This window comes from Streptococcus sp. 3167 (assembly GCF_013277175.1).
Taxonomy (GTDB): domain Bacteria; phylum Bacillota; class Bacilli; order Lactobacillales; family Streptococcaceae; genus Streptococcus; species Streptococcus pseudopneumoniae.
In genome coordinates, this window is record NZ_VMML01000026.1 from 1 (window position 1) to 13,446 (window position 13,446).

The 13,446-nt window shown below is 40.5% G+C and carries 12 protein-coding genes and 1 pseudogene; all 13 read right to left on the reverse strand.

Annotation, left to right across the window (positions count from 1 at the left end):
• Positions 1-370, reverse strand: a pseudogene (locus HT678_RS04400) (IS66 family transposase); the annotation flags it as partial.
• Positions 345-551, reverse strand: a complete 207-nt coding sequence (locus HT678_RS04405; RefSeq protein ID WP_050208322.1) for a transposase — start codon at positions 549-551, stop codon at positions 345-347. The pseudogene HT678_RS04400 and the gene HT678_RS04405, both read right to left, overlap by 26 nt.
• A 54-nt stretch (positions 552-605) precedes the next feature.
• On the reverse strand, positions 606-974 hold the full coding sequence (tnpB, locus tag HT678_RS04410; RefSeq protein WP_172924614.1) for an IS66 family insertion sequence element accessory protein TnpB: 369 nt from the start codon (positions 972-974) through the stop codon (positions 606-608).
• Entirely contained in the window at positions 955-1,116 is a 162-nt protein-coding gene (locus tag HT678_RS04415; protein WP_172924615.1) for a hypothetical protein, read from the reverse strand. The genes tnpB and HT678_RS04415 overlap by 20 nt, the downstream gene beginning before the upstream one ends.
• Before the next feature lie 261 nt (positions 1,117-1,377).
• Positions 1,378-3,765 (reverse strand): DUF1542 domain-containing protein, encoded by a 2,388-nt coding sequence (locus HT678_RS04420; RefSeq protein WP_172924616.1) that lies wholly within the window; start codon positions 3,763-3,765, stop codon positions 1,378-1,380.
• 536 nt (positions 3,766-4,301) lie between these two features.
• Positions 4,302-4,736 carry a protein-export chaperone SecB gene (locus tag HT678_RS04425; protein ID WP_023937337.1) on the reverse strand — a complete coding sequence of 145 codons (435 nt, stop codon included), beginning with the start codon at positions 4,734-4,736 and terminating at the stop codon, positions 4,302-4,304.
• Positions 4,736-5,080: a hypothetical protein gene (locus tag HT678_RS04430; protein WP_050971712.1), complete on the reverse strand. Its 345-nt coding sequence runs from the start codon at positions 5,078-5,080 to the stop codon at positions 4,736-4,738. The genes HT678_RS04425 and HT678_RS04430 overlap by 1 nt, the downstream gene beginning before the upstream one ends.
• 14 nt (positions 5,081-5,094) lie before the next feature.
• On the reverse strand, positions 5,095-5,682 hold the full coding sequence (locus HT678_RS04435; RefSeq protein WP_050971711.1) for a hypothetical protein: 588 nt from the start codon (positions 5,680-5,682) through the stop codon (positions 5,095-5,097).
• Positions 5,683-6,023: 341 nt separating this feature from the next.
• Entirely contained in the window at positions 6,024-6,539 is a 516-nt protein-coding gene (locus HT678_RS04440; protein WP_050262146.1) for a hypothetical protein, read from the reverse strand.
• 667 nt (positions 6,540-7,206) lie between these two features.
• Entirely contained in the window at positions 7,207-7,533 is a 327-nt protein-coding gene (locus tag HT678_RS04445; protein WP_249274662.1) for a plasmid pRiA4b ORF-3 family protein, read from the reverse strand.
• A 298-nt stretch (positions 7,534-7,831) separates the two neighbouring features.
• The gene (locus HT678_RS04450) at positions 7,832-9,712 is read right to left on the reverse strand and encodes a beta-N-acetylhexosaminidase (protein WP_172924617.1); all 1,881 of its coding nucleotides are present in this window, start codon (positions 9,710-9,712) and stop codon (positions 7,832-7,834) included.
• Positions 9,706-10,575 carry an ROK family protein gene (locus HT678_RS04455; protein WP_172924627.1) on the reverse strand — a complete coding sequence of 290 codons (870 nt, stop codon included), beginning with the start codon at positions 10,573-10,575 and terminating at the stop codon, positions 9,706-9,708. Before HT678_RS04455 ends, HT678_RS04450 begins: the two co-directional genes overlap by 7 nt.
• 83 nt (positions 10,576-10,658) lie before the next feature.
• A complete protein-coding gene (locus HT678_RS04460) occupies positions 10,659-13,304 on the reverse strand; it encodes an alpha-mannosidase (protein ID WP_172924618.1) in 2,646 nt (881 codons plus the stop codon).
• Positions 13,305-13,446 lie beyond the last annotated feature (142 nt).

A 13,446-nucleotide genomic window follows, 5' to 3' on the forward strand; every position in this document is an offset into this window, starting at 1 on the left:
TAAACTTCTGATGGATGGTATGAGCGATAATAGAAGCTGAGCCAAGGCTATGCGCCAAAGGGGCTCTAGGGATAGGAGCTTTCACGATTTTATCACTCGGATTTTTCTCACTGCATGCTTGGCACTTATAAGAGTGTTGGATATGATCTATGCGTTTTAATTGCGCAGGAATAAAGACCAATTCTTGTCCTTGAAGGGTTGCTCCAATCTCTTTTAGATCTCCCTGACAGTCAGGGCAAATACAGTCCTCTAAGCGATGATGAACTTCTTCTGAATCGAATTGGGCAAGAAGAGCTTGACGTTTCCCTTTAGCTTTCTTACGTTTATAGGTGATTTCTTCTCTTTCAACTGGGAACATCTCCATCTTCATCAGATGAAACTTCCTCCTCAAAAAGGCTGACTTGTCCAGATGGACAAACACTTTTCTCAGAGGATTTTCCATAGAGCTTTTGCGTTAGATAAGCCACTTGTTCACGCAGAAGGGTAAGTTCATTGGTGAGACTATCAATTGTAGCACTCTGTTGTTGAATGATTTTTAATAAGTCTTTCATCGTCTTCCCCTCCTTGTTTTCTAACTTTATTATACTAAAAAGAAAGTCCTCATTTCAATAGAAATCACGACTTTCTGATGAATTTATTTTTGGAGTGATAGAAAAGCCTTTCATCAGCCAGTCTACTTGTTCAGGTGTGAGAGCTTTGACATCCTTTTCTGTACTTGGCCAAGTCAACTTACCGTTCTCAAAGCGTTTATATAGTAGCCAACGTTTATATAGTAGCCAAAATCCTTGACCATCCCAGTAAAGAGCTTTAAAGCGGTCTTTACGTCCACCACAAAAGAGAAAAACTTGACCTGAGAAAGGATCTAATTCAAAGTGGGTTTTAACCAGATAAGCCAGTGAATCGATGCCTTGTCTCATATCAGTCTTCCCACACACGAGATAGACCTGCCCTAGGCTAGATAGATGAATTGTCATAGAGCAACACTTTATCCAAAAGCTCTTCTATCATTTCGAGATTGAGAGATTGAAAAAAACTTACTTCAAGCTTGCCAATACGAACTTTAAGCAGAATATCATTTCTCTTTTTAGAATCAACAGGAACAATAGGTTGTGGCATTCAAATATCCTCCAATAGTTTTACTTTACGAATAGTATACAGGAGGAACTCCATGAATGATAGATACCTTGTTATGACGCGCTTACTACTAGTCCAGACTCAGTTCATTATAGTGTCTGATTTCTCCGAGACTGACTCCCTTTCCTGAAATGCAAAAATCTCCTAGCAGGCTTTCCTGCTAGGAGATTTTCTTATGAGAGGTACTTGTTTCAACTTTGAAAATCGGATTTATCATCTGATGTTTATCAAACAATCTACCAATTAAGCTTCTTCGTCTTCTTTACGACGACGTCCTGCAAGACCAAGACCAAGTAAGGCACTTGCGGCAGCTGCTACCATAGCTACAGTAGAATCTGCTGTACCTGTATTTGGCAATTCTTTAGATGCTTTAGGCGCATTTGCTTGTGCTGATGCTTCTCGTTTAGCGTTACCCTCAATGGCTTGAATCTTAGCTGCGGCTGCCTTGTCAATTTCTGACTTAGCTTGTTCTTTACCAACTTCCGCAACATCTGAAATAGCTTTCTTACCGGCTGCTTCTTTTTCGTCTACAGCTGTTTGGTCTGCGGCTTGTTCAATTTCTGACTTAGCTGCTTCTGCGGCAGTTCTAACCGCTTCTTTAGCTTTCGCTTTGTCTGCTTCTGAAAGTTTAGCGTTACCCTCAATCGCTTGAATCTTAGCTGCGGCTGCCTTGTCAATTTCTGACTTAGCTTGTTCTTTACCAACTTCCGCAACATCTGAAATAGCTTTCTTACCGGCTGCTTCTTTTTCGTCTACAGCTGTTTGGTCTGCGGCTTGTTCAATTTCTGACTTAGCTGCTTCTGCGGCTTCTTTAACTGCCAACTTAGCTTTCGCTTTGTCTGCTTCTGAAAGTTTAGCGTTACCCTCAATCGCTTGAATCTTAGCTGCGGCTGCCTTGTCAATTTCATCTGTAGCATTAGACTTAATAGATGCTTCCTGACTCGAATTAGCTAATTCCTGTCTTTTTTCCAATAAAGTTTGTAAAATAGTTTGATACTCAGTGGTACTCTTTGTATCTTGTTGCAGTAGTTGATTTGCTTCCACTAATGCTTCTTCATATCGTCTTTGTGATTCTGGAGTTTTAAAATTCTTATCTTTTTCTTCACTTTCTTTCAATTTCGTATATATTTTTTGTAAAAGGCTCTTTGCAACCCCTCCAATATTTTGTGTCACATGGAAATCACGACCAGAAATAGGTAGAGCATAGTGGCGATGACTCGATTGATATCCCATCCCCAAATGATCATTGTCAGCAGAACTTATTTTCACAGTATAGTCTGTTACACCTGCTGGTAATTCAATCTCTCTACTAGTAAATCTACCTGCCATTCCATTTGGGGTATAGCCTGCTTGCGCCATTTGATTCTCAAGACCTTGCTTGTCTAAGGTACCCGTCCAAGGTTTTTCTATGAATTCCCTCGTGACACGGCTACCATCTGAAGCCTTAAGTACTATCATATCCTTATTACTTGTATTATTTTGTGGATCAAAAGCTACATCATACACTGGTTTTGTAGATGATTCCGAAATGAAAACTTGTACCCTATACTTCGCCTTTGTTCCATCAATGTCGCCAGAATATCCTGTCTTAAATGTTATTTTAACTTTTGAACCACTGTCTGGTGAATATGCTTTAAAGGTCTTTTGAATACCATTATAGCCTTTAAGACCATATGATAATGTTGGTCCTAAACCACTGTTCTGGTAAGCTTTACCGTTGAAGGTTTGCTCATTTTCACTTGCTTTCGTTCTGACTTCCGATAAGAACAGCATATAATCTGCATCTCTATCGATTGCTTGCTCTCTGAGATAGGTATAAGATTTTCCGGTCTTAAAATTTCTAACCGTATTTATCGTTTCAAGAGGAAACACACCGTTATCTGTTTTTCTTGCAATAGCAAACTTACCATTTCCTTCTGAATCTGTTATAGCAGTCCAACCACCAAATTCATTTATATTCTGGACATCTCCTTTTTCAACACCTGTAGCCGCTCCGAGAGAATCCAATTCCTCGGAAACTTTCTTGTTATTTTCAACTGTATCATCCAAAGCACGAAGTTTTCTAGCAAGCTCTTCTACACTATCATCATCACTTGCGCCTTCAAATACTTGATTTGCATCTGAATCGGCATCAGCTGCAGTCGCTGGTGGGGCAGGGTCTGCATCACGTCTTTTACGTACTTTTGGCTTGCTGCTTGCTTCTTCTGATCTTGTACCTTCACCTTCAGATTTTGGAGAGCTAGAGTCCCCACTCACAGAGTCTTCATCCGATTGAGTCTTTGTTGTAGTTTCGCTTCTTTCAGATGAGTTGGCTTCTTCCTCTTTGGTCTCTGGATGACTCTCTTGCTTGCCTTCATCCCCTGCTTCAGTATTGGTTGCAGATCCTTGTTCCTTTGCAGCAGGAGCAGCGTAGGTTGGCTGCTGATTCTCTGATTTTTTCTCTGTTTCCGAATCCTTATCAGCTGTCACCTCCTCATTTGACTGTACGGCCTGTGCTTCCTCAGCAGATACCGCTCCACTTCCCATAAAGAGATACAGCGCCGCCACGGCTATCGAGGCCGCTCCAAAACTAACCTTACGAATCGAAAACCGCAAGCGCTTTTCTCTATCTTCATTACCTTTATAAAACATATATCATTTTGCTCCTTTTCCGATAATTATCGGTTAATATATAATGGAAGGGCAAATAAAAAGCCCCCCCCCCTAAAATATTTGAGCATACTTTAGGTAGGTTCAACTCATTATACTCTCTTTCTTTTTATAAATCAAACATTATGAACTAAGCTTGATATCATGTATCTTATCGTGGAAATATTGACTTCATTTTCTCCTACGATTGGTTCTTTATCCAGACTCAACATATCCACGGTAAAGCGACGTTGACGTGGTTTGAAGAGATTTTTGAAGAGTATTAAACCCCAAATTATTCATATCTCACACTAACCAAACAATTCAAAAATCACCAGAAGAGCCGTTAAAATACTGCCCTTCTGGTGATTTTCATTGATAGCTGAGTCTTGAAGAAGCTAGAGTTTCAAATTGCACTACTATCATACAAAACTCTTTGGTCCTATTTATTTTTATCACAATTTTGATTTATAGTTCTCCGAATACCTTTTAAATGTGAAAGCATTTCATTGGAACTTTGAAAAATACATACACTGTTTTTATTCGTATGTTAACTTGATAGAATCTTTGTCTTCAAGCATTTTTTTAATGTTAACGACAGGCAATATGAAGTTGGGGAACTCATTACCCCGAGTAATCATATCAGATACGATAGGCCGAATATAGGACCAAAGAATTGCTAAACCATTCTCTTTAAGAAAAGTTTCAAAATCAATATCAAATTCTGTCTCGTCATATATAAATGAAAATTCTCCAACAATATCTACAATAAGCTCAAAAGCAGAATCATCTGAATCTATATTTCCTTGCTTTGTTATCAAGTTAACATAAGCAAGATTTTCAGATTTTCTTATTAAAATCTGTGCAGACAATTCAGGATGTAAATTAATAGTACTATTTGTTTGGTCAAAACTAGGATTTCTTCGGTATGATACTTCATTTAAAAAATAATCTTTAAATTGTAAAGAGGACATTAAGCTGCCACCTCACTATTTTCTTTTGTTGTAATTAAGTTTTCAGAATCTATTGGTAAATATGAAAAACATGACTTCTTGTTTTTTATATTATATTTAGGCATTGCATTTACTTTAGTTATAGAATTCAAATCATAAAACTCTTTTTGATTATTTAATTGAGAAGTAAAATGGATTTCATCTTTATATTTTTTAAGACTTCCTGATATATTCAAATCATAATCAAATTCATTGTTTACTGAATAAATTTTGTTGGCCTTAATATTTTCAACTAATTCTTGGAACATTGGAGAATCCATCAAAGAAAATTCTTCAGTTCCTAAAAAGTTTGACAATAAACTCATAAAAGCCTCCTTATTTATAAAATGTTTATAATACAATTTAAATCACGGATACAAATTTCCTCTCCATTCTTTCCGTCAATTACTGGTAAAGATGGAATAGCAGTATATGTTTTGGACTGCACTGCTTCATAATTCTTCCCATGCTGAGACGCTAAATCAAGCAACAGTTCAATAATTAATCCTTGATTTTGGTTAAGAAGAGTAGCTCTATTTTTGGCTCCGCTATCTGCAATATCTGTAATCTCACGTTCAATTTGAATAGATGCCGCTTGTCGATATTCCTCTAATAAGCTTTGGTTTGCTGGGTCATCTAAAATAAAAATCTTATCTATAGATTTTAGGGTGATTTCAGCATGAATTAACTCAGGCCTAACCCCAGGTTTGCTTAGTTCAAATGACTTATACTTTGCGACATAAGCAGAAGCAATCGTTTTACCAGTATCTTTGTCAAAAGGTAGAAAAAAGTAAATACCATTACCCAAGTCGTTCGGATGTCTCTGTTTATGAATACCAGGTTTATATTTCTCATAAGAAAACCCAGCAGATAGAATCTTTTCTTTTATTTTATTGGTGGTGCCGTGCCACCCACTATATTGTAGCATAGAACCTCCTGATGAAGCTACTAGCTTAATTATACTGTTAAAGCTTAGATAATTCAACTATTACGGGATTTTTTGAAAACATTCTAGCGATTTCCAGAACGTAACTGAGCATTAAGACAATAACTACCTCACCTTATCATGCCGAAATTATCGGATTTTATCAGAATTAAAACCCCATAAAATCGGGATTTTTTGAAGAATAGAGTGAATTGGAACTAGAACAGTACACTGCGACTACTAAAACATTGCTAGAAATTAATTTGACTTTCCTAATCAATTTGTTCAAATCTTATTTCAATCTACTATAAAAAAACACAAGCCTAAGCCTGCGGAAACATTATCTATTCTAAATAGTCTTTTTCTGTTATGACTCTTAATCTAGTAGAATAATTCTGGAATGTTGAGAATTTAAAGCGTTTAGGATCTTCAAGTTTGTTTCTATCGTTCATTTCTAAAGCACGGTTATAGTCTATAATAGCTTTTACCAACTTATTAATTATAGCTCTATCATTGTCCATTACTTTATAATAATCTTCGATTTTTCGAAGTCGAAAAGTAGTATTTAGCAAATAACTTTTATCTTCTAAAATCAAGGTTTTACCAATATCTAATCCTTCAACATATCCTTCTTTTGCCGAATTTCGAAGCTTATACTTCAACTGATACTTTTTAGGAATGTAACTTCTAAATGGAATCAAGAAAGTTAGCCCCTGTATTTTGACAAGAGTTACCGCAAATCCCCTTCCTTTATTCATTACTTCCTTCGTCTTAAAGTCATAGTCCATCGCTTGAATAAGGTCGTAATCCTTGCACATTTTTAAATCAATTTGACCTAATTTTAACTTTTTGCTTTTCATTTCTATTCCCTAGATAAAAAGCTCACTAAAAAGTGAGCAACATTTCCAATGAGATACTTCTGTTGACGAGCGCGTCTCTCCGCCCCCTCATTGCCTCACGAAAAGGCTAGACGAATCGAAAAGAGGTGAGTTTTCCTGTTTTCAATTCTACTTATTCTTACACATTTTTTTAATTTTGTCAAACAAAAAAAACGCAAGCCTAAGCCTGCGGTGAGTGTAATCTATTTTGAAATTTTTAAATAAAAAAGAGCATTTAAGCCCCTCCCTTGAAATAACGGACCCTTGGCTGGTCGGTGTACCCAGCATCTCAGATACCTTTTTGCAAGGTGTGGCAGGAACCTTTCTGCCCTCAAATGTCTTTCGTTAATGTTATTCTAGCACTATCTAATTTTTTGTCAAGTTTTCTCAATCTACCAGACTGAATACGTATTAGCTACACCCTCAACAAATTTATACTCTTCGAAAATCTCTTCAAACCTCCTCAGCTTCCATCTGAAACCTCAAAACAGTGTTTTGAGCAACCTACAGCTAGCTTCCTAGTTTGCTCTTTGATTTTCATTGAGTATTAAAAAACTCTCTTATCTGAAACCATCACAAAAAAACAATTGAAATACTAAGCCTACACAGACTGATTCCAATTGTTTTTTAGATTGTTTAACAATCAATTTTACCATTCTTCATAGTCAAAACCATCATAATCTGGATATTGTTCTGGCGGCGTTCCAACCGAACGTACGAGATAAGCTTCTTCGTCTTCCGCCTCGATTTCTCTCAGCACTTGGCATTCAAAACGCCATTCATCACCGAAGTCGAAAATAAACTTAAATTTTTGTTTGACACTTAGGGTATCCAGATAGACATTTTCTGTGTAACGTTCTTCAACATCGTCACTAACAAAGCTAAGAAAGTAAGAATCTGCATGACTCCACGCAACATTATCCATGAAAAATGCATGAGCATGATTATTTGCAAAATCAAAACTCCATAAAATCACATCTGCTAGTTCTACTAACGTTTTTGTTTTTGGAATTTGTATATGTCGGTAGCAACCTTTTTAAAATTTGACGAAAATGACCCAGGCTTCTACAGATGCTGGCTTTTCAGCTTCTATTTCTTGTTTTACTAATTTTAAGTGTACCACAATACCTCCAATTGCTCATCGATAGAATTGCTCTTAGGAAACATTCCCTTTCTGCTATTTTATTATAAGTTTGTCTAACTGTGGCATTTGAAACTAGATAATTCTTCTGTTTCACGCGAAACACCCTGCGCCAAGCAAGGTGTTCTTGTTTTTAAGTTGTATAAATGGTCGAAGCTGTCGCAATGGTATGCCACTGGTTGGCTGTTGTGGCTGCGAAATCCTTGTCTGCGTAGAAGTCGTTAAATGGCAGAATTTCTACTTCCAGCTCATCGATGCGGTCAAGCTGACCAGCCAGATAAGCCTCGATACGGCTTTCTGCTCGTTTGATGCGTTGCAAGAGTCCGCCCATACGGATGTCAACTGTATCCAAGCCAAAGACCTTGTTTTCTTTCAGCCATTGATGGCTAAAGAGGGCATGGAAGTGCTCTATTTGGCTTCTGAGTTCTGGTAATTCTTGTCTGGCGATTTCTTGCAGACTTTCTTTATCATCCGCTTGATAGGCCTGACGAATGCGCCGTCCCACATCCACTTTGCTACTTAAAATGGCATTCAACTGGGCCTGAGTTTCAAAGAGGTAGGCATAGTTTCCAGCTTTTTCTTTAATGTTAGCAAGCATCTCAGCAGCCTGAGCGAAGTGCGGTTTGTCCTGTTCAGGTGTCATGTGCTGGTCAAGGAGCGGACAGAGAATATCCTGATAAAAGACATAGCGGTTAGGATTGATGCCACTAAGATTGCCTGGTAGGTCTGGTAAGAGGTTGGCAAGGTCAATCTGCATAAAATCTTCAACCGATAGGCCAGTATTGGTCTTGAAGTGAGCAGACAAACGGTCTAGGTCATTGCGATAGCTGAGTTCTGCCCAGATTTGCAAGCTTGGGAGAATAGAAAACTGAGCTGTTTCCCCACCATTGTCCCCCCAACCCGTCACGATGACTTCTTTGATGTCATTGACACGACAGGCTTTATTGGCTTCAATAGCGATGAGGCGGCTGAAATGGTTGTGAGGTGTGAAACCAATCCACTTCCAAGCTCCCCCTGCAAAGGCAAGGTCATGGCTAATCTTGTGATGGTTGCGGAAATTACGGTTGTATTTTTCCTCGCTATCCTGGTAATAATCCCAGTAAACCAAGGTCACACGGTCTTTGAGACGGTCTAGGTAGACACGAGTGTCTTCTGGAATTTCCACATCACGGTCGTACTGGCCATCTGCTGACATGAGTTTAAAGAACATATCACTCCACATCTGGCAGTGGAAACCATATTTATCAGCAATATCCAGCACGCGCTCCAAGTGTTGGCACATGAGGAGACTACGATCCACAACACTGTTCAATATCAAGTAACGTCCCAAGCCAACCAAGTGGGCTTCGTCCATCCCGATATTGACCTTGCGAGTTTGTAGTTTAGACAGGGTGGCAAACATACCATCAATCAGGTCATAAACCTTTTCTTCGCCAATGAGGAGAATGTCCTCTACATCACGGAGTTCCTGCACTTCCTTGACACCCCATTTGACAAAGGCTGACAAGTGGGCCAAGGTCTGAATGCAAGGCACAAAGGTCATGTCAAACTGCTGGGCATAGGCTTCGATTTCCTGCAACTCCTCTGCTGAATAAGCTCCACGGAAATAGCCAAAGTAAGGCTGTCCTTCAATCTGGTAAGTGTCTTCCATGTAAAGCTCAAAGGTTGAGTAGCCCATGAGAGCCAAGACCTCAATCATCTGCTTGGCAGAAGCGACATTCAGCACCGCATTTCGAGAACAGTCAACCATGTAAGCCAAATCTTCATAAGCTGCTTGTTCCTCAATCTCTACCTTGTCACCTTCTGCTAGAACTGTTGCCAACAAGGACAAGGCACGATAAAGTTGGTGGGGTTTGCGATAGGTTAGTTGATAGTGTCCACCCTCACCCTTGATAGAGATAGAGGCTTGATCAGACTGAGCGATAGCTACCTCTATATCTGGTAGCGAAATGTGCTTTTGAAGCAACTCTATAGCTTGATGTTGTTTACTGCTAATTCCTGTAAATCTTACCATTGGTTTTCCTCCTGTAACCAGTTGACAAGGGCACCGTAGAGATTGGCATCTGCATGATAGGTGCAGGCCTGGATAAGAGGTGCGACCGTGTATTCTTCGTAGGCATCGACAAAGTTATCAACAGCCTTCTTGACACCTTGGATAAAATCTGGATTTTGACTGATAGAGCCTCCCAGACTGATGACATCTGGGTCGATCAGATATTGGATATTGAGCAAGCCTTGCGCCAGATTACGGTTCATGCACTCGATAGCTTCTTGACAAAGGGCATTCCCAGCTGCAGCTTCTTGGTAAATCTTGCGGCCGTCCCAGTCAGTCTGACCAGATTTTTCAATCACGTAGCGTACCATATTCCCAGTTGATGCTAGTTGCGACCAGTTGTTGAGCTTTTCAGCAGGGGCAAGGGTTGTCATGTAGCCAAATTCTCCACCCAGACCGTGGCGACCTCGATGAAGTCTACCATTGATAATCATGGCTCCGCCAATCCCTGTCCCAATCACGACACAGGCTGCATTTTCAAGCTCTGGATGAGCTAGTAGTTCACTGACTCCAACGCAGTTGGCATCATTTTCTAAATGGACAGGTAGCTGATAAGAGCTAAGCGCCTCATACCAAGAAAAGCCATGGATGTAGGGCACCGCACTGAAGCCATCAATCACACCTGTCTCTTGATTGACCGCACCTGGAACGCTCATAGCAATCCCACTGTAATCCTGTTCTGACAAGCGTTGATCTAGCCACGCTAGTAAATCCTCCAAGTTTTCAGGCGTTGAAATACTTGTCTTATCCAGTATTTTCCCATCAGGAGTCAGACTGGCAAACTTAATCCCAGTCCCTCCGATATCAATCGTTGCAATGGTCATTGTTTTTACCATAAAAAGGGGCGAATCAGCAGTTAGTTCTTACTTTTTCGCCCCTCCTTTCTTTTGATGTTTACTTTTTGAAATTAAATTTCTTCTTTTTTGATGAATTCTGTACGAATCTCTTGTGGAGCCAATAGTCCTGAATGAACTGGATATGGTCGCTCAAGTAAGTCAAGAATGGTTTGTTGATGTTCTGATATGCGCACATTTTCTTGACTCATATTATAGTAACGGAGGACATAGCCTTCTTCATTTTCCGCCACTTTAAAGGCTGTTGGACAGATTTGCGGTATGCTGAGAACAGAATGGCTCAAGAGGCTACCAGTCGCAGCCACGCTTCCTTCTTGTTTAGCAAGCTGAAGGCTGGTAAATGGTGTCTGCAAGGCTTTAGCACGACGATAGGCTGAAAAGCGTTCTTGGGCTTGGTGGCATTCAAGTGCAAACTCGACTTCAAACTCACGCAAGCATTGTGCTTCTGGTGTTGGGAAGTAACCCCAGTCACCTAGCTCACCTGACGCACGCAGAATAGTCACTGCAATGGTGTCGTCTCCAAGGATTTCGTATTCATTCAATCCCTTGTTGGATACAGTCACACCTTTTTCATCATCATACAGACTAACAAAGGCTTGTTGGTGTTGAGGATTTTCAGGATTTTCCCATGAAGCTGCTGGTTTGTTTGGTCGTGTCACCACCTCATAGATGCTTTCAGAATCATTGCTTGGACGCGTGTTATGAGTCTTGACCAAGAGACGGATACGGTGGTCTTTGGCAGTGTTGGTAAAGCGAGTCTTGCAACGGATTTGTGGATTATCAACGAAGATAGTCATCTCAGTTTCCAGAGGAATGTTTGTCAATTCTTCTGACCGTCCAGCTCCACGCTTCATAAACTCGATGATACCTTTTTGCTCTTCTTCTAGCTTTTCATCGGCACTGACAGGCACGGTCAATTCATGTTTGAGCAAAATCTTAGCATAGCGAGCTGTGTTTTCCAAGACCTCGTAGCCCTTAAGCTCTGCATAGATTGGCTCTGTTCCTTTTGGTTGGAAATAGATATACTCGTTTCCGATGTCACCACGGTCTTCGAAGCGGATAAAGTCTTCATAGGCTTCGTGAGTTGTCTTATCATAGACTGTGATGTTGTCATCCACACTCACCGTTACGAATGGTGTATCAATCACTCCGTTTTGGTAAATACCGTCGCGGTGTTCTTGCTCTCCTTCCAGCAATTGGAAAGTTGTCCAAGAAAGCGGCGCTAGGTGAACTGGAATGGTCACGCGCACTTGACGGGCAATACGAGCTTGGCGGAACTTGTCTTTTGGTAAATCGTACTCAAAATTAGCCCCAAGATCCTCGATTTTAGCTTCTACAGGACGCCCATCCAAGTCCTCCACACGGTAGCTTGGCAAGGTAAGAGCTGCCATCTTCTTGTAGCCTTCTGTTGGATGCAATTCCTTGAAGTCACAAGTCACCACATCAATCACTGTGCTGACAGTATCGACCTTATCATGCAAGCCTGTGTTAATGACCGTAAAGAGATAATCACTTTGAGCCTTAGCCGTAGCAATTTTACCCTTCCACTCGTTAAGAAGATTGGCCTTAACAAAGTTTCCTACTTGATTGACCTTGGCAAAACGAGTTTCCATCTCGCGGTGAACCTCGTCCACGCTACAGCCACAGATACTATCATGTGGCGCATTCTGCAAAAGTGTTTTCCAAGCATAGGTCAACTGGTCCTTGTGGTTGTGACCCCCAGTGATAATCGTCAAGGGTTCTACAACTTGCTCTAGGAGGTTGCTATTTTCTTGGAAGGATTGTTTGAGATAAATACGAGATGAAGAAGTGTTGGCAAGTGTGTACCAGCCGTCTGTTTCCTGACTGGTCAACTCACCTGTAACCGTTGATAATTGCTCTGGTAGGGCACTTTCCACGGCTTGGACATATTCATCAAAAGAACTATGAACAAAGGTTACATCCGGGAAGAGTTCATTTGCCACACGAATGGCTTCGCTCAGATTTTTCTGTACAGGCTGGTGGTCACAGCCGTTCATCATCAACCACTGGTTGGTCGAAGCGTAGGCACGCACGTCTGACAATTTTTGTTTCCAGAAGGTCAAGGCCTCATCTTTGTCAACTGGGATTTCATTCCCGTTACTGTACCAGTTGGCAAAGAGAATACCCAGGACACGACTACCATCCACACCCTGCCAGTACATTTCTGAAAACTGAGACGTAAACTGCTCATCTTCAAGGACTTGGTTATCAAACCCAATCGGCTTCACACCACGACCAAAGGCTGCCACGTGAATGCCTGATTTTTGTAGGATTTGAGGCGCTTGTCCCATATTTCCAAAGGTATCTGGAAAGTAGCCAATCTGGGTTGATTTACCCCATTTGGCAGCTTCTTGTTGACCAATCAAGGTATTGCGGACATTGGCTTCACTGGAGATCAAGTAGTCATCCTGCAAGATGTAAAAGGGACCAATTTTCAATTTTCCTTCGTCGATGTATCGTTGGACTTTGTCGCGATTTTCAGGGCGAATCTCCAAGTAGTCATCAAGGACAATGGTTTGACCATCCAAGTGGAAGCTCTTGAACTCAGGGTCATTTTCAAAGAGATGAAAGAGATTGTCAAACAATTCCACCAACTGCATACGGTGGCTTTCAAAAGGCAAGTACCACTCACGGTCCCAGTGACTATGTGAGATAATATGTACGACAACATTTTCCATGAAGTAAAACCTCATTCTAAATTTAAATTTTAACGTTTTTGGATGTAAATTTGTGATTCTTTCCAAGAATCAGTGAAGCGAAGGCGAGCTCCTTATACTCAATGAAAATCAAAGAGCAAACTAGGAAGCTAGCCGTAGGCTG

Excerpts from the sequence above, each read along its gene's own strand:
- HT678_RS04405 (WP_050208322.1), bottom strand. The coding sequence starts at position 551 with ATGAAAGACTTATTAAAAATCATTCAACAACAGAGTGCTACAATTGAT.
- tnpB (WP_172924614.1), bottom strand. The coding sequence starts at position 974 with ATGACAATTCATCTATCTAGCCTAGGGCAGGTCTATCTCGTGTGTGGG.
- HT678_RS04415 (WP_172924615.1), bottom strand. The coding sequence starts at position 1,116 with ATGCCACAACCTATTGTTCCTGTTGATTCTAAAAAGAGAAATGATATT.
- HT678_RS04420 (WP_172924616.1), bottom strand. The coding sequence starts at position 3,765 with ATGTTTTATAAAGGTAATGAAGATAGAGAAAAGCGCTTGCGGTTTTCG.
- HT678_RS04425 (WP_023937337.1), bottom strand. The coding sequence starts at position 4,736 with ATGTCCTCTTTACAATTTAAAGATTATTTTTTAAATGAAGTATCATAC.
- HT678_RS04430 (WP_050971712.1), bottom strand. The coding sequence starts at position 5,080 with ATGAGTTTATTGTCAAACTTTTTAGGAACTGAAGAATTTTCTTTGATG.
- HT678_RS04435 (WP_050971711.1), bottom strand. The coding sequence starts at position 5,682 with ATGCTACAATATAGTGGGTGGCACGGCACCACCAATAAAATAAAAGAA.
- HT678_RS04440 (WP_050262146.1), bottom strand. The coding sequence starts at position 6,539 with ATGAAAAGCAAAAAGTTAAAATTAGGTCAAATTGATTTAAAAATGTGC.
- HT678_RS04450 (WP_172924617.1), bottom strand. The coding sequence starts at position 9,712 with ATGGTAAGATTTACAGGAATTAGCAGTAAACAACATCAAGCTATAGAG.
- HT678_RS04455 (WP_172924627.1), bottom strand. The coding sequence starts at position 10,575 with ATGACCATTGCAACGATTGATATCGGAGGGACTGGGATTAAGTTTGCC.
- HT678_RS04460 (WP_172924618.1), bottom strand. The coding sequence starts at position 13,304 with ATGGAAAATGTTGTCGTACATATTATCTCACATAGTCACTGGGACCGT.